This is a genomic window from Leptolyngbya sp. CCY15150, assembly GCF_016888135.1.
In the GTDB taxonomy this organism is placed as follows: Bacteria; Cyanobacteriota; Cyanobacteriia; order RECH01; family RECH01; genus RECH01.
Window position 1 is genome coordinate 1 of sequence record NZ_JACSWB010000244.1, and the last position, 21,631, is coordinate 21,631.

A 21,631-nucleotide genomic window follows, 5' to 3' on the forward strand; every position below is an offset into this window, starting at 1 on the left:
AGCTTCCTTCAGCACAAGCTCCATCGCCTCTCGTAAATTCGCAACGTCTCCCAATACTTTACGAATCCGGCTCTTCAACCACGCCCAGCACTTCTCAATTCGATTTAAGTCCGGGGAGTACGGCGGCAGATACATCACCTGACACCCAGCTGCCTCAATCAGTTCAGCTATTCGTCCCCCATGATGAAACGTCGCATTATCCAAGACCACCCACTCCCCTGGACGCAGTTGCGGGATTAAGCAGCTTTCCAGCCACACCTCAAACACCATGCGATTACAGGAACCCTCCACCGTAAAGGGCGCAATCAGCTCACCATCCCGATACCCCGCAATCATGTTCACCCGTCCCTGACGCCGACCCGATTTCATCGCATAGAACCGCTCGCCGATGGGGGAGTAGCCATAGCCATAGTTGTCCCGCTCATCCATACCAGACTCATCGACGTAGGTCACAGAAGCCTTGAACACTTGGCTCAACCAGACTAGGAATGCTGCTCGTTTCTCCTCATCTCGTTGGATGTACCCGTAGGTTTTTTTTTACGGCTGTAGCGAATCTTCGCGATGGCCCGTGAGATGGTAGGTTGGCTGATCTCACCGTCCCACAGTTCGGCTAGTTCCCGCTGAGTTTTGTCGCCATGGGCACGGACGAAGACCTCAAATTTCTCCCAATCGTTGATTTTGGGTGGGCGTTGGGGTCGGTTTCGGGGGGTGGGTTTGATATCGCCGGTTTGGGCTTTGCGCTGACACCACAAGTTGATGGTGTTGCGGCTGATGTTGAACAGTTGACTGGCTTCGCATTTCTTGAGTCCGTCCAACTCGATCGCCTGCATCACTTTGCGTCGAAAGTCGTCACTATAGGGTTTAGCCATGGAGAGGGTGGAGGCAAGGGAACTCTTCTAGTATGCGTCCTAACCGTGATGAATGCAGCTATAGATAAAAAACATGAATATCTTATTGTGGCTCTCATCCCATAGGTGAGGACGTCCAGAAAGTCTGGGAGTCCTGAAACTTCAGAGCATTCACCCAGGGCATGTCTCAAGCAAATCGAATGAGCTATGCATCATATTCTTTCCAAAATCTAAAATCGGATTTGATATTCTAAAACGGCACTGGGATTACCACTGGAGCTAACACTACCTCGGATACGAAACTCGTCATTGAGGCGATAGCGTAGCCCTAACTGGGGTGGATCATCCGCTGTCAAGACTTGCAAAATCGATACTGACAGATCATTGGTGACTTCGAAGCCCACCTCTGCGGCCAGTCCTAGGGTGGAGGCATCACCACTATCTGATGCAGTATTGGTAGGAAAGAGGCGAAATTCGGATAAGCCTAGGGCGCGACCAATGAGGTTTTGTAAACTGCCGAGGAGGGCAGAGCCAGCTAAGTTAACGATCGCTAAGGTTTCGTCTCCTTCGTTCAAGGCGCTGAGGGCACCGCCGCCGATCAAGGCCACAATTTGATTCTCGCTACGGGATGGATCACTGCTCAGCTCAAGGGTGTCGAAGATGCGATTGGCTGGGCCATCTACCGTTGCAATAATCCGCACGCTTTCTACCGTACCAAAATCGCTGGCCGTCACCACGGATTCAGCAATTTCGGAGGACGTAAAGCCACTGCTGGATTGGAAAGTGGGTGGGAGCGTCACCTCGGGAACGATGGCCAAAAGCCGTACCTTGAGGGAGGGCATTAATCCTTGATTGGGGGTGAAGACGGCGGTTTGCGGAAACTCATCGGTTTCTTGGGTCAGATTAAAGCGAGTTGTAAATAAGTTAACATAGCCGCGTTCAAGCTGGACGGTACCTTGGGGCAGTAGGTTATCAAAGGTTCCGTTGATAGTTAACCCGCCGGTAGCCACAAAGTTAATCAACGGCTCACTCAAAATTTGTAGGTTATTTCCTAGGGTGATCTGCAAGTTATTTAACTCGGGTGGACGGAATCCTCCCTGTCGTTGCTCTTCGGCTTCTGGGACGGGTTCTGCTGGCTGGTTGCCGCTAGCTAGAAAGACACGCCCATTGCTGAGGCGAATATCACCACCGACGAGGGGAGCGATCGCTGTTCCATCAATCCGTAAATCACCGGCAACACCGCCGTTATACAACCCTCGGAAATTCATGGCAATATCGCGCAGCGTTACGGTGAGGGGTTGAAGCCTGGGATCCTCCTCCGTATCTAGATTATCCACGAGCTCCCTCAGCGGCGTAGCGATAGGCAACACCCCCTGGGCGCTGATGGTACCAGCGCTGAAGTTCCCGGTCAGAGACTGAACCTGGATGCGATCGAAGTTGAAGTCAACCTGACCGGTCACCTCGGTAATCGGGGCAGGTAGGTTCTGGGCTGTCAACACCGTATCTTGCAGCGTGATGCTGCCCACCGCCCTCGGATCAGATAGCGTTCCTTCGATGGTCAGGTCAACTGCTCCTTGGCCACTGATCCAAGTAACCTGGTTGGTAAACAAGTTCATCAGCGCTAGACCGTCGTCTCGAACATTCACAGCCAATCGTAGGGCATCGCTTTCGGGCTCAATGGTCATGAATGGCAGGGCGTAGGGAATGCTGCCGGATATCGAAAGGGGTTCAGGATCTACCCCTGCGCCATCAGCCCCCTTAATTTCGCCCACCAGCATTTCCCCAATGAAGTTTAAGCGGGCATTGTTGTAGCTGAGGCGAACTTCGGCTGTATCGATGGGGGTGGCGTTGAGGGTGCCGTTGCTGAGGGAGACTGCCCCCGTGACCTGAGGTGCGGTTACATCACCCGTCAGCAAGGCGTTGGCGTTGAGGTTGCCATCCACAAGGAGCGGTAGATCTACGAGGTCACGCAAGGGGGCAACGGGGACATTGCTGAGGACGAGCTGGGCGGATTGATCGCTGCCGCCAATGCGTCCTGATAGATTAAGAACCGCATCCCCTGATTCTGCCCGTAGAGGTAGGAGAGTAAGCATATTGTCTCGCAGATCACCAACGGCAACCACCCGTTGAATGTCATAGTCTCCCCAGCGCCAGTCTGTGCCTTCGATATTGAAATCAGCGGTGAAGCCTGTTTGAGCGGAGGCGGTGAATTGGATGCCGCCGGTGAATTGTCCTTCAGCATCACTGGGGCTGGGAAGGTTGAGATCGTTGGATTCGTCTATCTCTTGGCGATCGCGTAGGGCATCAAGTTCGGCTAGGCGACGCAGGCGATTGATCAGGGTGTAGGGTCGCACGTCTAGGGCGGTGGGCTGGACGGCGCTGGCAGCACCATAGAGGGGCGGACGCAGCCCGCGGGTGAAATCTTGAACATCAATAATTTTTAGGGCAAATAGCAAATCACTGAGTTCACCAGGTTGGGCGATGACTTGCCCTGACAGTTGCGGCGATCGCCCCGGATTGTAGCTAGCCTCCACGCCGTAATTGCTGCGGGCAAAGGCTAGGTCACCGCCGGTCAGCGAGAGGCTGCCGTTGCCATAGTATAGTTCTCCTGAAAAAGCTTGGGCATCGATGTAGCCGATGGCGGGACGATCTACAGCTACATTGGCCGTGACGATGGGATTGCTGAGGTCGTTGATATTGGCTTGAAAGGTGCCGCTGAGAATGCCCTGAATTTCGCCTAGACCTTGGTCGGCTGCCGGAGCAACGTCAAACCAAGCTAGATCAACCTGCTGGATCTCTCCCACCAAGCGATCGCCTTCTTCAATCGCCAGGAGTGAAGCTCCTTGCACATCCACCAGCACGGCGGTGGGCAGGTATCGCTCATTGAGAGCGAGGGCAATGCGGTCTTGGCTGCCGGAAATATCTAGGGCGACGCCGCTGGTGAGGGTGGCTTGCAGGTTGCCAGCGAGGCTTGGCTCGAAGGTCAGTTGGTTGATGGCCAGGCGATCTACTTGGGTGACGCCGGTCAAGGCTGGGTCGGTGCCGCTGCCGGTCACCTGACCGCTAAAGCTCACTAGACCGCGCACATCCACCTGGGATGGAAAGGTCTCCAAGCGGGCGGGCAGGGTGGCTAGGTCAAAATCATCCAAGCGTAGGTTCAAATTCAGGGCGGCGATCGCTTCGGCACCCCGTTGGCTGAGATCAGTGTCAATCGTACCGTCGGCGTAGAAGCCATCGGCCTCAGCCCGGTTGACGACCAGGCGATCGCCCTCCCAGGCAAAGACCGTGGTCAAGGGGCCAGTTAGCAAGGAGACCCCATCGGAAAGGCGGGCATCTCCGGTGGCGGTAATGCCTGCGGGAGAAAGATCGGCGAGGCTGCCGCTGAGGTCGAGGTTGGCATCCAAGACGCCGCGGAGCTGGGGCGAGAAGGGAGCAAGGGGCACTTGATTCACCCCCACGTTGGCCTGCCACTCGCGGGTATCGAGGGCGGCAAAGCCATTGGCGGTGAGGGTGCCATCCAAGGCCTGCACGACGGTGTTGCGCACTTCCACTAGATTGTTGTCTAGGGTAATTTCCCCTTGGGCTGGATAGGTGCCATCGGTGCGCCAGTTGGCGATTGCCTGGATGGAACTTGCCGGGCTGAGGGGGCCAAAGACTTGGATATCACCTGAGACTGCGCCGATGGTCAAATTGTCTGGCAGGGAGGCTCCGTAGAGGATGGCGATCGCGTCGGCGGGAATGTTTTGTACCGTGGTGTCGAAGACGAGACCGGAGACCTCGCCTAGGGCAATGCTGCCGTTGCCCAGCAGTCGTCCGCCAACTCGGGGCAAGACTTCGAGATTGGAGATCAGCACCTCACTGGGGGTCACCAAAAACTCGGTGCCCACGGTGTCTAGGGCGAGGCGATCAACCTGCACGGCCTGCCGATTGCGCACTCGACCCGCCACTTGGGGTTCTGCTAAGGGGCCGGTGATGGTGGTGGTGACCTGAAAATCGCCCGACAGCTCCAGCTCTGGTGGCGTGATCGCAAAGGTGGTGAATAGGTTATCTAGGGTGAGGCTAGGTAATTCCACGGACAGATCATACCCTTCGGATAAATCCACCTGGCCTTGGGCGATCGCGTCGATGCTGCCGTAGCGCAGGTTGGTATCTTCCACGGTCACCGTTTGTCCCTGAAACCGTAGGCGACCGTTGCCATTCTGAATGGTATTGGGCACAGTGTCGGGGATGCCATCGATGGCCGCCGCCAGATCGCGGAAGGTTAAACTGCCCTGGAGACCAAAGTCCATGAGCTCGCTTAGATTCAGGGCCACCTCTAGATTGGTGTCCACTGCGCCCTGCTGAAACGTCAAGGGCGATCGCACCACGGTTCCCAAGGCCGCGATCGCCAATTGGTGCCCCTGTACTGCCAACTGCAGGCGCTCACCCTCTAGGTCGGCTTCACCCTGAATGCGGAAGCGTCCGCCGCTGTCGGGCAGTCCGCGCAGGTTAAAGCCAATTAACTTATTTTCATTGCGGAAGGTGGCCTCGCCGTCTACCGCGTCTAGCACAATGGGGGCGATCGCTTGATCAATCTGCGCGCCAGGGAGGGGAGCGATCGCCTGTGATCCCAGGATTTCGCTGGGGGAGGCTGCCAGGGCATCGGGTAACCGCGACCAGTCAAAGGGCTGGAGGGTGACGGTACCGTTGTCTAGCCAAATGCGGTTGAGTTCAATGGAGAGCGGCCCAGGTTCTGCAGGGGTAAAGGTGAGGGGTAGCCAGGCTCCATCAGCGGTTTGATCTAAGTAAAGCTGGGGCTGAACTAGGGTGATATCTAGGGTGAGGGTGCGATCGAAGACCACCTCTAGGGGATTGAAATGTACGTCAACTGCAGCAATATCGAGGCGATCGCGATTGTCGTCTGTCGGAGGCATGGTTGATGGCCCGAGACGTAACCCCGTCACCCAAAAACTCTCCACCTCGCCGATATCTACCGGGCGGTTCACCAGGTTGCTGAGACTGCGAGACACCATCGGCGACAGATCATCATAGACAAACTGCCGAACCCGCAGCACGCCTAGACCGCTGCCCAGCAGCAGTAAGACCACCACAGAACGTGCCAAATACCGCCGGCGGCGTGGCGGCGGCGATGGATTGGGGTCTGGGATCATTGGGTCGGGTTCAGGTGTATGGCTCATTGCACCCTCTTAATCTCATGCGGATCCGTCGGCTTCAAGACTGGTGGATTGACCGATACCTGACACCCTATCTGATACTAGATGACCGTGCTGCACGTAGTGCTGCGGATGGTTCTAGACGGAGGCACGGTGCCATGTGTGTCCAAGTGTCATAGGTTGACCTTCTATCCAGACGGTGAAGACGATGGGGTGGACGGTGCGAACATAGGTTATCAAGACATCGGGATTTAGGTTTGAGCTACAGCTTGAGCTCCAGTGTCGCTCAGGCGTCTCGCCTACAGCAATCCAGAGGCTTGCGCGACGATAGTCAGGAGATTGTCGCCCCCGGTATTAGGTTTTGAGAACAGCCGGCATGGGCAAGGATAGGGCGGTATGAGATGAATGTCCCATTGCCCTAGAGGTCATCGGGGCAACTAGAGGTCATCGGGATCATCGGTATGCGAAGCGAGACAAACCAGTCTTGAAAAAAAACTGGTGTTTATGATGAGATTCCTTAGAAATTTAGCCTAGATCGCTAGCACCGACAATGGGTCTACACCAGATTTCTAGACCCCCGAGCCCATTAATTGTCCTGACGGATTTGCAGGTGTTCGATGTTCCACAACCCCCAGGGTGATAGACCCGAATAGTCAACCCCCTCGACCGAATTGCGCACCGCCATCAGCGCAATCTCATGGGCCAGGTAAATCACCGGCAGTTGGTTTTGCACAATGGTTTGAAACTCGCCGTAGATCTCCTGCCGCCGCGCTTCGTCAAATTCCTGAGCCCCAGCCCGAAACAGGCGATCGATATCCGCTTCCCAGTCGGAGACCTGCCAATCTTGGATGGGCGGTTGACCGGGCTGCGGGCCAAGGTTGAACAAATGGGAGCCGCCGGTACTCGTCCAGAGGTTGGAGCCGCTGTGGGGTTCGATGCTGCCGGTGAAGCCAATCAGAATCGTATCCCACTCGCGGGTTTGGGTGAGGCGGGATACGAGGGCACCGAAGTCGATCGCTTCCACGTCGAGCTGAATGCCGATCGCGCCTAGGTCAGACCGCAACTGGGAGGCGATCGCTTCCCGGACTTGGTTGCCCGCATTGGTGCGCAGGGAAAACTGCACTCGGTTGCCCTCAGCGTCGAACAGTTGCCCTCCCGCGTCGTAAACAAAGCCGGCCAACTCTAGCAACTGCCGCGATCGCTCTAGGTCATAGTCATACACCGGCAGCCCCTGCTCGGGGGAGAGAAAATAGGGACTTTGCAGGGACACGGGGGAATTTTGCGGGGTGGCGATGCCGCGATAGATATTGTTAATCAGCCGTGGACGGTTAATGGCATGGGCGATCGCTTGCCGAAACTGGCGATTGTGAAACCAAGCAGACTTGACCGGATCGACCACCGGCTGCCCCTCATTGTTCTTGGCCCGATTCAGGTTAAACGCCACAAAGGTGGTGCTGGATGATTCTCCCCCCACCAAGATCTGAAACTGGCCGCGCTCCTCCTCCCGCTTCAGCAACTCAAAATAGTCGGGGCGCAGGGGACGGCTGTCGCCGATCACGTCTAGGTCACCGGAGCGAAAGCGCAGCAGTTGATTATCCGTCGATTCCACCAACTGCCAGACAATTTGGTCAAGACCGGGGAGCGATCGCCCCTGGTCATCCTGCTGCCAATAGTAGGGATTGCGGCGAAACAGCACCCGCTCGGCGGGCGTGTAGGACGCGATTTGGAACGGCCCCGCCACCACCAGATCGGCGGGATTGGTACTCGTGTCCCACTGGGAGATGAACAGAGGATTACCGCTGCTGTCTAGGGTGCTCACCGTATCGGCCAGGCGATGGCGGGGCAGGATTGAGGTACGGTAGTCGGCGGTGGCCCGCAGGAAGGGCGAAAAGGGTTCGGGCAAGCGAAAGGCAACCTGGCGATCGCCCACGGCCTGGACGGTGGGAAACTGGCGATCGTCCCCAATGCGTAGCCCATCCTTGGCATCGGACGGGATGGCGGGATTAAAAATCACATCGCGGTATGTAAACACCACATCCTCCACTGTCAGCGGTTCCCCATCCGACCAGCGCAGGTTGGGACGCAGGGTGAAGGTGATCAGCGTACCGTCGTCCGACACCTGCCAGGATTCGGCCAGTTCGGGCAGCAATTCTCCAGTAATGCCGTTTTCCTGGGTCAGCCCCCTGGCGGTGAACAGAAATACATGGGGAAATTCTTGGTTGAGCGGTGGGTTAAAGGTTTTGGGATCGGATAGACCTGCCAGTACCAGCCTGCCCAGCGGCGATCGCTCAACTGTCGCTAGCGTCGTCGATATATCAGTCGATACATCAGTCGATACATCGGCTCTTTGACAGCCGATCAACAGCAGAGCGATCGCCAGCCAAAGACCTATCCATGCCCAACGGCGTCCCTGGCTGCGCCGAGCCTGTCTCTGACGATATCGCCTCCCTCGATACTGCATGAAAATCCCTCACGAGCTGCTGATGTTGACCTTACGGCTTGAAGTTGCCGATTACTGTAGCATTGATTGCTGCGGTTTGAAGGGCGCGATCGCTCCTGAGATTGCCCCTGAGATCGCTCCTGAGATCGCCCGTGAGATTACTGCTGAGATCACGTCTGAGATCGCCCCTGAGACTGTGCAACAAATTATCAAGTTTTGAGATGTTTTTGATGGAGTCTTGGACGAGGCTTGAAGTTTATTGGAACACTAGGATTAGTCACCCAGGTTATGAGGCTTGAGCGATCGCGGCATGGCTCCGTGGGATAGGCGTGACCTCCTCTGCTCGATTCCCCTTCATTTTGATGGGTTGAACGTAGTCCCAGATCTTGCACGCAACGTCTCTCACCATGATGCAGCCCAGCACCGCTCAGGCTTACCAGTATCACCGTTTAGGGGTGCTCCATGACCATGGTTTGGGTGACTGGTGCATCTCCGCTCGCCACCGGGAGTTTGGCACCCTTAACGTTATGGAATAGGAGAGTCACAGATGGGGATTGCGTCCATTAACCCAGCGACAGGCATCACCCTCAAAACCTTTGAGCCCTTGGATGAAACGGCGATCGCCCAAGCGATTGACCTGGCCCAACAGACCTTTGAAACCTACCGCCACACCACCTTTGCCCAGCGCAAAGCATGGCTGCAGGCAGCGGCGGACTATCTCATGGCCAACAGTGCTGGCTATGGCAAGCTGCTGACCTTGGAAATGGGTAAGCCTCTGAAGTCCGCGATCGCTGAGGTGGAGAAATGTGCCTTGGTCTGTCGCTACTATGCCGACCAGGCTGAAACCCTGCTGGCGGATCACCCCATTGCCACCGACGCCAGCTACAGCGGTGTGCGCTACGACCCCTTGGGCATTATTCTGGCGGTGATGCCGTGGAATTTTCCCTTTTGGCAGGTGTTTCGCTTTGCTGCACCAGCGCTGATGGCGGGGAATGTGGCGTTGCTCAAACATGCCTCGAATGTACCCCAGAGCGCGATCGCCATTGAAACCATTCTGCGCCAAGCCGGTTTTCCCGAGGGCGCGTTCCAAACCTTGCTGATCCAAGCCGATCAAGTGGCCTCAGTGGTGGCCGATCCTCGGATTAAGGCCGCCACTCTCACCGGCAGTGAAGGGGCGGGGGCAAGTTTGGCGGCCACGGCGGGCACCCATCTCAAGAAAACCGTGCTGGAATTGGGCGGCAGTGATCCGTTCATCGTCATGCCCAGCGCCGATCTAGAAGCGGCGGTGACCACGGGCGTGACGGCGCGCTTACTGAATAATGGTCAGTCTTGCATTGCGGCCAAGCGGTTTATCCTCCACGAAGCGATCGCCCCCCAGTTTCTCGATCGCTTTGTGGCGGCGTTTAAGTCCCTGAAGATTGGCGATCCTCTGGATATGGGCACCGACATTGGCCCCCTGGCCACGCCGGCTATTTTGCACGAACTGGATCAGCAGGTGCAGGCTTGCTTAGCTGACGGGGCCACGGTTTTAGTCGGTGGCGATCCATCGGCATTACCCATTCGCGCCATCGCCGAATTTCAGCAGGGCAACTTCTACCCGCCCACCATTTTGACCCGCATTCCCCCGACCAGCGCCGCCAACCAAGAAGAGTTCTTTGGTCCCGTTGCCTTGGTCTACACCGTTGCTGATCTCGATGAAGCGATCGCCCTGGCCAACCAAACCCCCTTTGGCCTAGGCGCGAGCGCTTGGACGACCGATGCCCAAGAACGCGATCGCCTGCTGGCGGGCCTAGAAGCCGGATCGGTGTTTATCAACGGTTTGGTGAAGTCTGACCCCCGCTTGCCCTTTGGCGGCATCAAGCGATCGGGCTATGGTCGCGAACTGAGCAGCCAAGGCATTCAGGAATTCGTCAACATTAAAACCATCTGGGTGAAGTAGCGATCGCAGCCGAGGTCTTGACCCTCGGTTGGGGCCCGCCTCGGTTGCCGTCCCCTAGCGTTGCTATCTCGACAGAGGGCGATCGCCCCCGCCCCTCCAGCCTCCAGCCTGCTACCCCAAAAACTACCGCTGCGTCCTATCCGTTCAGAAAAAGGTCATGACTATGAGCACCATGAATACTGCCGAACTTCTTGTCCGCTGCCTCGAAAATGAAGGCGTTGAATATATCTTTGGCGTACCGGGAGAAGAAAATCTCCAAATTCTCCAAGCCCTGAAGCATTCCTCCATTCAATTCATCACCACCCGCCATGAACAAGGAGCTGCGTTCATGGCCGATGTGTATGGACGCTTGACCGGGAAGGCTGGGGTTTGTCTATCGACCCTGGGCCCCGGTGCCACAAACTTAATGACCGGCGTTGCCGATGCCACCCTCGATCGCGCTCCCTTAGTGGCGATTACGGGTCAGGTGGGGACGGATCAAATGCATATCGAATCCCATCAATACCTCGATTTGGTGGCCATGTTCTCGCCCGTGACCAAGTGGAATACCCAGATCGTGCGCCCCAGCAACACCCCAGAAATTATCCGCAAGGCCTTTAAGATTGCCCAAAGTGAAAAACCGGGTGCCGTCCATATTGACCTACCGGAAAATATTGCCGCCATGCCCGCCGTGGGTGCGCCGCTACAGCCCGATACGCGGGAAAAAACCTATGCGTCCTTCCAAAGCCTAGACCGGGCAGCGGCGGCCATTGCTAATGCCAAAAATCCGCTGATCCTTGCGGGGAATGGGGTATTGCGATCGCAGGCCAGTGAAGCCCTCACCGCTCTCGCCACCCAGCTCAATATTCCTGTCGTCAACACCTTCATGGGCAAGGGAGCCATTCCCTACACCCACCCCCTAGCCCTGTGGACCTTTGGTCTACAGCAGCGGGACTATATTAGCTGCGGGTTTGACAGCGCCGATCTAATTATTGCCATCGGCTACGACCTGGTGGAATATTCCCCCAAACGCTGGAACCCGGATGGCACCATGCCCATTGTTCACATTGGGCAAATCTCGGCAGAAATTGACAGCAGCTACATTCCCCTGGCGGAAGTGGTAGGAGATATTTCCGACTCGTTGTGGGAGTTGCTGAAGCGGGTAAATCGGCAAGATAAACCCGAACCCCGGGCCCTCGATCTACGCCAGGAAATAGTGGCAGACTATGAGCAATATGCAACGGATAGTGAGTTTCCCATCAAGCCCCAGAAGCTGATCTACGATCTGCGCCAGGTACTGGGCCCAGACGATATTGTGATTTCTGACGTGGGAGCCCACAAGATGTGGATGGCGCGCCACTACCATTCTGAGCAACCCAATACCTGCATTATTTCCAATGGGTTTGCTGCCATGGGTATCGCTATTCCAGGGGCGATCGCGGCTAAGCTGGTTGCGCCCAATCGTAAGGTGGTGGCAGTCTCGGGCGATGGCGGGTTTATGATGAACTGCCAAGAGCTAGAAACAGCTTTGCGCATTGGCACACCCTTTGTCACCATTATTTTCAACGATGGCGGCTATGGCCTGATCGAATGGAAGCAGCGCAATCAGTATGGCGAGCCGGCCTTCATCAAGTTTGGCAATCCCGATTTTGTTAAATTTGCTGAAAGTATGGGTCTCAAGGGCTATCGTTTGGAATCGACCCTAGACTTTATACCCATGCTCAAGGATGCCCTCAACCAATCGGTGCCAGCGGTGATCGACTGCCCCATCGACTATCGGGAAAACCTACTGTTTACCCAGAAAGCGGGGGATTTAAGCTGCCCTATCTAGGGTCTGGTGCCTCTGCTATTACACCTTGCTCAACCGTGACCTGAGTTCGATGGATCGTTCCTAGCTATAGGTTCCTCGAACTCGCGTTCCTGCCAAGGAACTCGAAGCCATCCGCGATCGCGCCATCCGCAGCGGCGTTGACTTTCTTGATGTCTGGGCGATCGACTTCAACTAGCAACCGGGCAAACCCCTCACCCACGACTTGCAAGACTGCCGCACCCGCAAAGATCGCAGCCTCAAAACCCTCAGCGATGCCGCCTGTACCTATCCCGCCCCCGGCAACTACATCGCCTGTGTCAAAGTCGTCCATACCTTTGGCTGCGATACCTCAATTACTATAGAAGCGGAGGTGTAAAGTTATGTCCGCGAGAGATCGATATCATGACTGGGTTAAAGAAACTTTAACTTTGGATGGGTGGGTGATTTCTCATGATCCACTCTCAATTGCGATTGGAAAAATTAGTGTCCAGATCGATCTAGGTTTAGAAAGTCTCATCGGAGCAGAAAAAGGAGCAAGAAAGATAGCTGTTGAAATTAAAAGCTTCAGTAATGTCTCTCAGATTACTGACTTCTATGCGGCTCTAGGACAATATCTTTGCTACAAAGTCGCTTTGGCAGAAAGACAGCCCGATCGCATCCTCTATTTAGCTATCCCCGATCTTGTGTACAACCTCTTTTTTGTCGAAGAGTTAATTCAAAAAGTTCTGCAAGCCTACCCCGTAAAGTTACTTGTGTACAACCTTTCAAATAAGGAGATTCAATCATGGATAGACTAGAACACTACCGCCAAAGTATTCGTAAGTTTTTAGACAAATATGTTGATATCTGGCGAGAGAAAGATGTTGAAACTCAACTCATCATTGATTTGGAGCGAGATCATTACCTACTGCTTCGAGTTGGCTGGGAAGGAGACAAACGCATCAATCATATAGTCTTTCACTTTGATATCAAAGACGGCAAGATCTGGGTTCAAGAAAATAATACCGATATTGAACTTGACAAAGACCTTGAAGAAATGGGGATCTCCAAAAAAGAAATCGTAGTTGGGTTTCATCATCCTTTAATGCGTGAACATTCTGGCTACGCCACCGCCTAATATGGCTCAATTAACTCAGTATCGCCAAATCATCCAAAACATTCTGACCGAGTATCGAGATTGGGCAGCAGGTTCAAACAAAATTGGCGTGCAAGAATGCATTGCGTTTGACGAAGAACGCGATCATTACTTCTGGTTCAGTGTTGGTTGGGATGGTAAACAGCGGGCTTTTGGGGTGAGGGTCTATCTGCGCATAGAGAACGACAAAATTTGGATCGAAGAAGACTGGACTGAGCAGAGCATTGCCCACGATCTATTCGAGACTGGAATCCCTGCTGAAGACATTGTTTTGGGTTTCCATCATTCCAGTAAATGCCCCCTCACTGAATTTGCAACAGCGTGAGTCTTGCGCCCGCAAATCGCCTAACCGATGGAGGTTCAACATGCAGCACGTTGACATTACCGAAGCTAAAGCCCAAATCGAGGATTTATTACAATCTGCCCTCAACGGCGAGGAAATTATCATTACTCAAAATCAGCAGCCGATTCTAAAATTAATCCAGTTTTTACAACCCACCCAACGACGGCAACGAGGCAGTGCCAAAGGACAAGTTTGGATGGCTCCAGATTTTGATGAGCCGCTTGAAGGCTTTAAAGATTACATGGAATGAAGCTACTCATTGATACGACCCTCCTGTGGTTTATCCATGACGATCCCAATCTCAGCGATCGCTCCTAGTACTCTGAGGCGTAAGTAAACCGCCTATATGCTGAGGCAGGAAACCTTGTGTGTCCTGGATTCCTTTTCGTTTTTCTGTCTTCGTTCTTCTGTTTTGCACTCCTAGGCGGTTCCCACGAGGTCAAAAAAGGCATCATCGAGGTCATACCCGAGGGTGAGCAGCATGGCCTTAATTTTGGTGCGTCCGTCGATACCATTCTGACGCAGCCAGTGCAGCAAGGTGAACGTCTTGCCCATGACAAACAGCTCCAGCGCCTCAGGGTTGTACTGAATGCCCTCCGTACGGCTGAATTGATGGGGCACCAGCATGGCGGTATAGCGGCTCAGCTCCGTGCCCCAATCTAGCCACAAGGGTAGCCAAGGATATTCGGCATCCAGCCGCAGAAACCAGAGGCGCACCTCAGGAATTTCGGAAAGTTCACGGGGGTCGTCGGGTTCGCGGGGATAGTCTAGGTCAAACTGAATCGCTTGCCCAGCTTGAGCGATCGCTTCTTGAACCTTGAGGGTAGACAACACCTTGGTGGCGGGCGAGAGGTTGAGGGTGTGGATATGCTCAGCCTGAAGGGAAATGGTAAGAGTCATGGGGATGCAATCTAAGTATCACGTCTGGGCATCAGCTTGGGCTTTCGGACTCGCCCGTGGGCAGTGTTGCTTCCAGGGATAAACAGTTGCGTCCATTCACCTGTAGGCGATACTCCACCCGATCCATTAAGCGGTTCAAAATCAGCCAACCATAGCCCCCGTCTTGTTTTTCCTCCGGCATGGGAGGCAAGTAGGTGGATAGGTCGAAGCCTTGTCCATGATCCCAGATTTCCATGGAAATATCTTGTCCCTTCAGCTCCAATCGGATCAGCACCGGCAAATTGGGCTGGTTTTTGTGGGCATGGCGCACCACATTGGAGTAAGCCTCCACCAACACGAGGCGCAGGCGATTGGACTGGCGCGGCCAATCTACGCGATCGCCCAGTTCCACCTCCAGCGCGCCCAGCAACCAGCTTTCCACAATATTCAAAAATCGTAAGTCACTAGGGATATGCAGCTCAGTTCTCATCAGCTACAACACCTCCAGGGAGAGCATGGTTTGATCATCTTCTTGGGTCTCGCTATGAGCCTGAATCCGAGACAGGATATGGGTTAGGTCGAGGCTGCTATGGTCTTGAATCAACAGTTGCCATAGCCCCGCCTGCCGCAGCATAGAACGGCTGGTGGGGGCATAACCGCTGCCGGGTTCCACATTGGCGATGCTGGCTTCGGTGACGCCATCGCTGGCCAAGAGCAGCACATCTCCAGACTGTAGCTGCAACTCGCCCGCCGCTGCTGTCCATCGCGGCAAGATCCCGAGGGGCACACCGCGCTGTTTGAGGTAGGTGGGTTCGAGGGCCGGGTTGCCGGTTTTCTCACCGTTATCTTCCCGGTGGTAGGACGACCACACGAGGGGATAGATATGCCCCGCATTGGCATAGACCAAGCGTTTGGTGTCGGGGGAAAAACTAGCAAGCACCATGGTAATAAAGCAATTGCTGCTAACGAGGTTGTCAAGCAAGCTACTGTTGAGGTTTTGCATGACGATATTGGGGGGCGGTGGCGCTTCTTGGGCTAGCTCTCGGCGCAGCACCGATAGGGCGCTGGCCATAAACAAGGCAGCGGGCACTCCTTTACCAGATACGTCACCCACGGCTAACCAGATGTCTCCTTGGGGATGCAGGTAGACTTCAAAAAAGTCGCCCCCCACCTCGCGGGCGGGGTAGCAGTAGGCCTGAATTTTGACATTGTCGATATCAGGCAGGCTCTGGCGCAGCAGATTGCCTTGAATCTGCCGGGCTACGGCCAATTCGCCCTGCATTTGTTCGCTTTGCTTTTGGATGCGTTGATAGAGCTTGGCTTGGGAAATGGCTAGGGCGGCCTGTTCGGCAACGCCTTTCACCAGCTCGATATCGTCTTTGAGCCAAGAGGCACTGGTGGTTTGCTTATAGAGCACCAGCACCGCCGGGATTTCTTGCTTGCAGGTGAGGGGAATCACAAGCTGGACGTAGGGCTGATCCTGCTGCTGGGTTTGGGCAATTTTCACGGAGCGATCGCCCACACTGCCCATCAATACCTCTGGATCGACCGGGGGGAGGGAGGCGCGATCGCTGGGCGAGTCGGCGTTGACCCAGCGGGTACTATTGGCCAGCACAAAATCCGCCTCAGCCTTGGTGGCCAGGGGTAGGTTCACCGATCCTGCCTCTCCAAACTCCACCTGTTCGACGGGGTACAACATGCAGGCATCTGCTCCAAAGGTGTTGCCAATGGTTTCCACAATGGTGCGCAACATGCTGTCGTAGTCCAAGGACTCGCGAATGGCGCTGGTCACGGCGTTGAATAGCGACTCTCGCCGCAGGGCCCGGGTCAAGTCGCAGGTGCGCTGCTTGATGGCGCTGTAGGTTTCCGCCGCTTGATTCACCAAGGCTCTGAGTTCGGCTGCATCCCATGGCTTGGTGATGTATTTGAAGACCTTGCCACTGTTGATAGCATCGACGAGATCCTGAGCATCGGTGTAGCCCGTTAAGACGATACGAATCGTATCGGGAAACAAGTCCACCGTTCGGCTCAAAAACTCAATCCCCGACAGCCTTGGCATTTGTTGGTCGGAGATGATGACGGCCATCTCCCCTTCGCGATCCAACAGATCCATGGCCTCAAAGGCACTCTCTGCCTTAAACACCTCAAAGTCTCGCCGAAAGGTGCGATATAACAAAGCTAAATTGTCGGTTTCATCGTCCACCACCATAAGTCTGGGCTTTAGATGTTCAACCTGAACCATACAACTGCCTACTCCTGAGTTAGCCACGTGCTCAGCGAACGAGACCGGATTGGGACACCCAGACCCGTTAAGATGGCACACCGATGCCGAGGGTTTGTCGTTTGCTACCTTCTTATTATGCTCGAATCTTTCTCCCAGCTATCTTTGGATGCGCTTAATCCTTGGGATGCTCACTAACGATACCGTAGCGTACGGATAGGAGGGTTTTGAATGAACGTTCCGGAGCGATCGCCCTCTGCTCTACCAGTCTAGGATTCTTGACCGACTTCAGGATTGTTTTGACCTCAGGTTGGTCAGGATCGGCGGCGATCGCCCTCAGCGGTTACCCTCGGCACCTTGTTTCTGAAATGACCCATGGGCAGTCGGTTTCCAGGCTGTACTATGGGAACTTCCTACCCCAAAAAGGGCTCAGAAGATGCAGCCAGGTGATCCAATTACTGGTGACGAATGGATAATCTAGCTACAGTTGGTCAGACGTCACCTGGGGAATGGTCTAATCCGGTGCAGGGTTCGCCAGCATGGGGGATGATACCCACAGGTATAGTGCAAATGTCCGTGACGGGATCTGCTAACGAGTGAGGTTTATAACCATGAAACGAATGGGATACGCGATCGCTTTGGGGCTAGCTCTAGCGACGATGGGTAATGTTGGGACAGGACAGGCGGCAGATAGAACTCTCCAAAAGCCAACCTTGGCTCCTGGGGGGGCTGGGGGAGCGATCGCTCAACGGGTGGGCACCTGCCGCACCACCGTGGCGCAAATTGCCGTATATGAACAGCCTAATACGATCAGTACCGTGGTCGGCACCATTCCAGCGGAAGGTGTGATGATGCTAGGAGATGGGCGCGGTGAGGGCTGGATCCAAATCCTAGAGCCCCAAGTGGGCTGGGTTGACACGCGATTTTTGATTGGGGATGACAGCACGCCCTGTCCGCCAGGCTTTAGCTATACGGAACCCGCAGCCAACTTTCCCGCGCCTATGCCCGCTCCGGGGGCTGCTGCGTCTACGCCTGCGCCCGGTACCACCCGTTGTCAAGTGGTGCCCCCTCTGGGTCTGATCGTACGCAACCAGCCGGTGATTTCTGAACGCACCTATGTGGCAACAATTCCCACAGGAGCCCAGGATTTTGAGTTTGCGGACATGACCCGGACAACCGTGACGCCGGAAGGACGGCGCACCTGGATTTACATCACAGCTCCCTATGAAGGATGGATTTCCACCGGTTTTGTGGGTAGTGGCTCCAATCTTGTTGGGGTGAGTTGCCCATAGACTAACGGGCGCTAGACGATACAGGAATGGGGGATGACGATGGCCACCCCCCATTCCTGTGTTGAGTTGTTTTGATGGGTTGTTTCGATGATGGAGCGATCGCCCCTGTCTAGACGATTAGGCGACGTAGTTGACGATGCGGGCAAAGCTTTCGGGCTCTAGGCTAGCTCCGCCCACCAGCGCGCCATCAATCTCGGGCTGGGCCATAATTTCATCGATATTACCCGGCTTCACCGATCCGCCATACTGAATCGGCACGTCGGCATGGGTGAGTTGGCTACGAATCAGGCCAATCACTCGGTTGGCTTCGCTGGATTCGCAGGTCTCGCCGGTGCCGATCGCCCAAATGGGTTCGTAGGCAATCACCAACTGGGTTTGATCGACGCCAACCAAGTCTTTTTCCAACTGCATCATGATCAGGGATTCTGTTTCCCCAGCATCACGCTGCTCCTTGGTTTCTCCCACACAGAGGATCGGCGTTAAACCGTGGCGCTGGGCTGCTTTTAGGCGGAGGTTGACGGTTTCATCGGTTTCGCCAAAATACTGCCGTCGTTCACTATGCCCAACGACGACATAGCGAATGCTATATTCGGTCAGCATCGGCCCGGAGATTTCTCCCGTGTAGGCACCCGATTCTTCCCAGTGAATATTCTGTGCGCCAATGCGAATGCGGCTGCCGTGTAAATTTTTGGAGAGGGTGCCTAGGGCGGTGAACGGCCCACAAAGGACGATCTCTCGTTCGTCTGGCGCTTCATTCACCAGGGTGGTAAACCCGAGGAGAAACTCTAGGGCTTCTGCCTGGGTTTTGTACATTTTCCAGTTACCAGCAATGACAATCTTTCGCACGAGTGACTCTGTCGTGATGGGTTATCAGCAATAATGCATCCTATAGTTTAGGACGGAATGGGCACATTCTGAAGGGCAGATGAGCAAATCCCAGGAATTGCCCCGATCGCTCCCCCACAAAAAAGCGATCGCCCCTAGGATTATCCCAAGAGCGATCGCCAGATGGTTTGGCCTAAATCAATAGGTCAGACAGCTAGTCGGCAGCAGCCCGAGCCGCAGCGGCTTCGTCGGGATGAATGTTAAGACGCGTTAAGTTAATCCGACCGCGACTATCAATTTCCCGTACCTTGACGATCACCTCATCACCAATGGCAACTTCATCCTCAACCTTGCCCACTCGGTAGTCGGCGAGTTGGGAAATGTGGATCATGCCTTCTTTGCCGGGCAGGATTTCCACAAATGCGCCAATGGGGATAATCCGCGTCACGCGACCCACATAGACATCGCCCGCCGATAGCTTGCGAGTCATGCCTTCGATGATGCCGCGAGCCTGTTCGGCATTGCTGCCTTCTAGGGCGGAGATGGTGATGGTACCGTCGTCTTCGATGTCTACCTTGGCACCGGTTTGTTCGGTGATCCCCTTGATGGTTTTCCCACCGGGACCAATCACCAAGCCAATTAGGTCAGGATCGATCTTGATGGTCAGCAAGCGTGGCGCAAAGGGCGATAGCTCAGCGCGAGGCTGATCAATGGTAGCCAGCATCTTTTCTAGGATGTGCATCCGAGCTGGCTTAGCCTGGTGGATGGCATCGGCAATCACCGAAATCGGTAGACCGGTGATTTTCATGTCCATCTGCAGGGCAGTGATGCCGGTATCGGTACCAGCTACCTTGAAGTCCATATCGCCGAGGAAGTCTTCAATGCCTTGGATGTCGGTGAGGATGCGAATTTCATCGCCTTCCTTAATCAAGCCCATGGCTGCACCACTCACGGGCTTGGTAATCGGTACACCAGCATCCATTAAGCCTAGAGTCGATCCACAAACGGAACCCATGGAGGTGGAACCGTTGGAGGACAGCACTTCCGAGACGACCCGAATCACGTAGGGAAACTCTTCTTTGGGGGGAAGGACGGGAATCAGGGCCCGTTCTGCCAAGGCACCGTGACCAATTTCCCGCCGTCCGGGCGATCGCATCGGCCGGGTTTCACCCACGGAGTAGGGGGGGAAGTTGTAGTGGTGCAGGTAGCGCTTCTTGCCATCGGGATGGAGATCGTCCATTTCCTGGGCGTCGCCGGGCGTTCCTAGGGTGACAATAGACATCACCTGGGTGAGCCCGCGCTGGAAGAGACCGCTGCCATGCACCCGCGATGGCAAGAGCCCTGTCCGACATTGGATCGGACGAACTTCATCGAGTTTCCGTCCATCCACCCGCACCTTATCGTCAACGATTTGGCGACGCATGAGGGTTTTGGTGAGGGATTTGAAGGCCTTACCCAGAGCTTTACCATCCGAAGCGATCGCCACCTGAATGGCATGATCGTCAGGAAGTTCGCTAATGGCTTGGGCCACCTTGTCCTTCACTTCATCTAAGGCCGCATCCCGAGCGCTCTTGTCATACTCGAAGTGCGCCAAGATGGTCTTGATGGCGTCCGCAGACTGCTCACTGACGAAGGTTGCTAAGGTTTCATCGGCAACTGGTTCTGCGAGGGTGACCACCTCGATGCCCAATTCTTTGATGATGTCGAGCTGGGCCTGGATCAAATCGCGCACCACTTCATAGCCGAAGTCGATGGCTTCAATGATGTCTTGCTCGGGCAATTGGTTTGCCCCAGCTTCCACCATAATCACGCCATCGGGGGATCCGGCGACCACCAAATCTAGATCTCCCATCTCAATTTCTTGATAGGTGGGATTAATAATAAAATCATCGCCGACTAGCCCGACCCGCACGGCAGCCATCGGCCCATTGAAGGGAATTTGTGCAATCAGAGTGGCTAAGGATGCCGCCGTCACCGCCAAGACATCGGGGGGAACCCGTTCATCCATGGATAGGGTGGTGGCTACCACCTGGATGTCATCCCGGAGCCACTGGGGAAAGAGCGGCCGCATGGGACGATCGATCAAGCGGCAAATCAACGTTGCTTTTTCCGGTGGGCGACCCTCACGACGCAGAAAACCGCCAGGGATGCGCCCAGCGGCATAAAGCCTTTCTTCGTAATCCACCAGGAGGGGCAAAAAGTCGATTCCTTCACGGCCTGAGGAGCGGGTTGCCGTGACTAGGACGGAGGTTTGTTCTGACTCGACCAAAACGGAACCGCCGGCTTGGGGTGCTAGCAACCCCATCTTAAGTCTAATATCCCGACCGTCGATGGATATTAACTTATCAATTTCCTCTCGCATGAAATGCTGTACCTTTATTTCTTCTTGAGTTCTGTTGTTCTTCTGTGGCAATCGTAACATCGATCTTGAAACTGCGATCGCTTTCCGCTAAGCTTAACTATTCTCTTGTTTTTTAAGCCCTAAATGGCTCTAAAGTAGCCCCGAACGCCAATTGCTGCGATCGCTCTTCACGCGGCACGTTCAGGCTAAACCTTAGCCTCGGATCACCAGCGTTCCTTGGCCAGTTGTATCGATTTTCCGTGGCCATCACCGGATCTTGGTAGAATGAGCCAAACGTATCCGGCGATGCTTGACATCATGAAGGGATGGGGGATTAAGAGCAACGGGCTCCTGCTTCCCGAGATTTGCTGATGACGTAGTCGCTTAGGTCGTTTTGGTTTGCTGGAATGGTTCAGGGCGCTGGTC

The 21,631-nt window shown here is 54.9% G+C and carries 19 protein-coding genes; 10 read left to right on the top strand and 9 right to left on the bottom strand.

Going from position 1 to position 21,631, the window contains the following annotated elements:
* The 3 genes from JUJ53_RS18845 to JUJ53_RS18855 form a co-directional block, all read right to left on the bottom strand.
* Nucleotides 1–869 (bottom strand): IS630 family transposase gene (locus tag JUJ53_RS18845; RefSeq protein WP_204153586.1). Its coding sequence is split into 2 segments (ribosomal slippage), with 867 coding nucleotides annotated over them: nucleotides 1–537 and nucleotides 540–869; the frame shifts between segments, so codons are not numbered across the junction. This gene is flagged as partial in the annotation.
* A 209-nt stretch (nucleotides 870–1,078) separates the two neighbouring features.
* Complete coding sequence (locus JUJ53_RS18850; protein ID WP_204153587.1) at nucleotides 1,079–6,025, bottom strand: translocation/assembly module TamB; 4,947 nt, start codon at nucleotides 6,023–6,025, stop codon at nucleotides 1,079–1,081.
* A gap of 562 nt (nucleotides 6,026–6,587) precedes the next feature.
* On the bottom strand, nucleotides 6,588–8,462 hold the full coding sequence (locus tag JUJ53_RS18855) for an ABC transporter substrate-binding protein (RefSeq protein ID WP_204153588.1): 1,875 nt from the start codon (nucleotides 8,460–8,462) through the stop codon (nucleotides 6,588–6,590).
* Between JUJ53_RS18855 and JUJ53_RS18860 the strand changes: the two genes are divergently transcribed.
* The 4 genes from JUJ53_RS18860 (at nucleotide 8,461) to JUJ53_RS18875 (ending at nucleotide 12,190) form a co-directional block, all read left to right on the top strand.
* Nucleotides 8,461–8,661: a hypothetical protein gene (locus tag JUJ53_RS18860; protein WP_204153589.1), complete on the top strand. Its 201-nt coding sequence runs from the start codon at nucleotides 8,461–8,463 to the stop codon at nucleotides 8,659–8,661. The two genes, JUJ53_RS18855 and JUJ53_RS18860, sit on opposite strands and share 2 nt — an antisense overlap.
* Nucleotides 8,662–8,827: 166 nt before the next feature.
* On the top strand, nucleotides 8,828–8,977 hold the full coding sequence (locus JUJ53_RS18865; protein ID WP_204153590.1) for a hypothetical protein: 150 nt from the start codon (nucleotides 8,828–8,830) through the stop codon (nucleotides 8,975–8,977).
* Between the two features lie 11 nt (nucleotides 8,978–8,988).
* A complete protein-coding gene (locus tag JUJ53_RS18870) occupies nucleotides 8,989–10,380 on the top strand; it encodes an NAD-dependent succinate-semialdehyde dehydrogenase (RefSeq protein WP_204153591.1) in 1,392 nt (463 codons plus the stop codon).
* 172 nt (nucleotides 10,381–10,552) lie between these two features.
* The gene (locus JUJ53_RS18875) at nucleotides 10,553–12,190 is read left to right on the top strand and encodes an acetolactate synthase large subunit (RefSeq protein WP_204153592.1); all 1,638 of its coding nucleotides are present in this window, start codon (nucleotides 10,553–10,555) and stop codon (nucleotides 12,188–12,190) included.
* Nucleotides 12,191–12,254: 64 nt separating this feature from the next.
* On the opposite strand, the gene JUJ53_RS18880 is transcribed toward JUJ53_RS18875, so the two are convergent.
* Nucleotides 12,255–12,500: a hypothetical protein gene (locus JUJ53_RS18880; RefSeq protein ID WP_204153593.1), complete on the bottom strand. Its 246-nt coding sequence runs from the start codon at nucleotides 12,498–12,500 to the stop codon at nucleotides 12,255–12,257.
* Between the two features lie 49 nt (nucleotides 12,501–12,549).
* On the opposite strand from JUJ53_RS18880, the gene JUJ53_RS18885 reads away from it, so the two are divergent.
* The 4 genes from JUJ53_RS18885 to JUJ53_RS18900 are packed head-to-tail and all read left to right on the top strand — an operon-like array spanning nucleotide 12,550 to nucleotide 13,897.
* Nucleotides 12,550–12,966, top strand: a complete 417-nt coding sequence (locus JUJ53_RS18885; RefSeq protein WP_204153594.1) for an element excision factor XisH family protein — start codon at nucleotides 12,550–12,552, stop codon at nucleotides 12,964–12,966.
* Nucleotides 12,954–13,286, top strand: coding sequence for a XisI protein (locus JUJ53_RS18890; protein WP_204153595.1), 333 nt, complete (start codon nucleotides 12,954–12,956; stop codon nucleotides 13,284–13,286). The genes JUJ53_RS18885 and JUJ53_RS18890 overlap by 13 nt, the downstream gene beginning before the upstream one ends.
* Before the next feature lies 1 nt (nucleotide 13,287).
* Entirely contained in the window at nucleotides 13,288–13,629 is a 342-nt protein-coding gene (locus JUJ53_RS18895; protein ID WP_204153596.1) for a XisI protein, read from the top strand.
* 40 nt (nucleotides 13,630–13,669) lie between these two features.
* Entirely contained in the window at nucleotides 13,670–13,897 is a 228-nt protein-coding gene (locus JUJ53_RS18900; RefSeq protein ID WP_204153597.1) for a DUF2281 domain-containing protein, read from the top strand.
* 170 nt (nucleotides 13,898–14,067) lie between these two features.
* Here JUJ53_RS18900 and JUJ53_RS18905 read toward each other — a convergent pair whose 3' ends face one another.
* Genes JUJ53_RS18905 through JUJ53_RS18915 form a run of 3 tightly spaced genes read right to left on the bottom strand, consistent with a single transcriptional unit; the run spans nucleotide 14,068 to nucleotide 16,768 of the window.
* On the bottom strand, nucleotides 14,068–14,547 hold the full coding sequence (locus JUJ53_RS18905) for a CRR6 family NdhI maturation factor (protein ID WP_204153598.1): 480 nt from the start codon (nucleotides 14,545–14,547) through the stop codon (nucleotides 14,068–14,070).
* Nucleotides 14,548–14,578: 31 nt separating this feature from the next.
* The gene (locus tag JUJ53_RS18910) at nucleotides 14,579–15,016 is read right to left on the bottom strand and encodes an anti-sigma regulatory factor (RefSeq protein WP_204153599.1); all 438 of its coding nucleotides are present in this window, start codon (nucleotides 15,014–15,016) and stop codon (nucleotides 14,579–14,581) included.
* A 3-nt stretch (nucleotides 15,017–15,019) separates the two neighbouring features.
* Nucleotides 15,020–16,768, bottom strand: coding sequence for a SpoIIE family protein phosphatase (locus tag JUJ53_RS18915; protein ID WP_204153600.1), 1,749 nt, complete (start codon nucleotides 16,766–16,768; stop codon nucleotides 15,020–15,022).
* Between the two features lie 206 nt (nucleotides 16,769–16,974).
* Here JUJ53_RS18915 and JUJ53_RS18920 point away from each other — a divergent pair, with 206 nt between their 5' ends.
* Both JUJ53_RS18920 and JUJ53_RS18925 read left to right on the top strand, forming a co-directional pair.
* Complete coding sequence (locus tag JUJ53_RS18920; RefSeq protein ID WP_204153601.1) at nucleotides 16,975–17,223, top strand: hypothetical protein; 249 nt, start codon at nucleotides 16,975–16,977, stop codon at nucleotides 17,221–17,223.
* Between the two features lie 135 nt (nucleotides 17,224–17,358).
* Complete coding sequence (locus JUJ53_RS18925) at nucleotides 17,359–18,039, top strand: SH3 domain-containing protein (RefSeq protein ID WP_204153602.1); 681 nt, start codon at nucleotides 17,359–17,361, stop codon at nucleotides 18,037–18,039.
* A 117-nt stretch (nucleotides 18,040–18,156) separates the two neighbouring features.
* On the opposite strand, the gene tpiA is transcribed toward JUJ53_RS18925, so the two are convergent.
* Together tpiA and JUJ53_RS18935 are read right to left on the bottom strand one after the other, a co-directional pair.
* Complete coding sequence (gene tpiA, locus JUJ53_RS18930; RefSeq protein WP_204153603.1) at nucleotides 18,157–18,885, bottom strand: triose-phosphate isomerase; 729 nt, start codon at nucleotides 18,883–18,885, stop codon at nucleotides 18,157–18,159.
* 193 nt (nucleotides 18,886–19,078) lie between these two features.
* Nucleotides 19,079–21,226 (bottom strand): polyribonucleotide nucleotidyltransferase, encoded by a 2,148-nt coding sequence (locus JUJ53_RS18935; protein WP_204153604.1) that lies wholly within the window; start codon nucleotides 21,224–21,226, stop codon nucleotides 19,079–19,081.
* Nucleotides 21,227–21,631: the final 405 nt, after the last annotated feature.

What these genes read in the sequence shown, in the direction of transcription:
- JUJ53_RS18900 (WP_204153597.1), top strand. Translation starts at nt 13,670, where the DNA reads ATGCAGCACGTTGACATTACCGAAGCTAAAGCCCAAATCGAGGATTTA.
- JUJ53_RS18910 (WP_204153599.1), bottom strand. Translation starts at nt 15,016, where the DNA reads ATGAGAACTGAGCTGCATATCCCTAGTGACTTACGATTTTTGAATATT.
- JUJ53_RS18905 (WP_204153598.1), bottom strand. Translation starts at nt 14,547, where the DNA reads ATGACTCTTACCATTTCCCTTCAGGCTGAGCATATCCACACCCTCAAC.
- JUJ53_RS18855 (WP_204153588.1), bottom strand. Translation starts at nt 8,462, where the DNA reads ATGCAGTATCGAGGGAGGCGATATCGTCAGAGACAGGCTCGGCGCAGC.
- JUJ53_RS18850 (WP_204153587.1), bottom strand. Translation starts at nt 6,025, where the DNA reads ATGAGCCATACACCTGAACCCGACCCAATGATCCCAGACCCCAATCCA.
- JUJ53_RS18915 (WP_204153600.1), bottom strand. Translation starts at nt 16,768, where the DNA reads ATGGTTCAGGTTGAACATCTAAAGCCCAGACTTATGGTGGTGGACGAT.
- JUJ53_RS18870 (WP_204153591.1), top strand. Translation starts at nt 8,989, where the DNA reads ATGGGGATTGCGTCCATTAACCCAGCGACAGGCATCACCCTCAAAACC.
- JUJ53_RS18895 (WP_204153596.1), top strand. Translation starts at nt 13,288, where the DNA reads ATGGCTCAATTAACTCAGTATCGCCAAATCATCCAAAACATTCTGACC.
- JUJ53_RS18935 (WP_204153604.1), bottom strand. Translation starts at nt 21,226, where the DNA reads ATGCGAGAGGAAATTGATAAGTTAATATCCATCGACGGTCGGGATATT.
- JUJ53_RS18860 (WP_204153589.1), top strand. Translation starts at nt 8,461, where the DNA reads ATGAAAATCCCTCACGAGCTGCTGATGTTGACCTTACGGCTTGAAGTT.
- JUJ53_RS18890 (WP_204153595.1), top strand. Translation starts at nt 12,954, where the DNA reads ATGGATAGACTAGAACACTACCGCCAAAGTATTCGTAAGTTTTTAGAC.
- JUJ53_RS18885 (WP_204153594.1), top strand. Translation starts at nt 12,550, where the DNA reads ATGTCCGCGAGAGATCGATATCATGACTGGGTTAAAGAAACTTTAACT.
- JUJ53_RS18875 (WP_204153592.1), top strand. Translation starts at nt 10,553, where the DNA reads ATGAATACTGCCGAACTTCTTGTCCGCTGCCTCGAAAATGAAGGCGTT.
- JUJ53_RS18925 (WP_204153602.1), top strand. Translation starts at nt 17,359, where the DNA reads ATGAAACGAATGGGATACGCGATCGCTTTGGGGCTAGCTCTAGCGACG.
- JUJ53_RS18880 (WP_204153593.1), bottom strand. Translation starts at nt 12,500, where the DNA reads ATGGACGACTTTGACACAGGCGATGTAGTTGCCGGGGGCGGGATAGGT.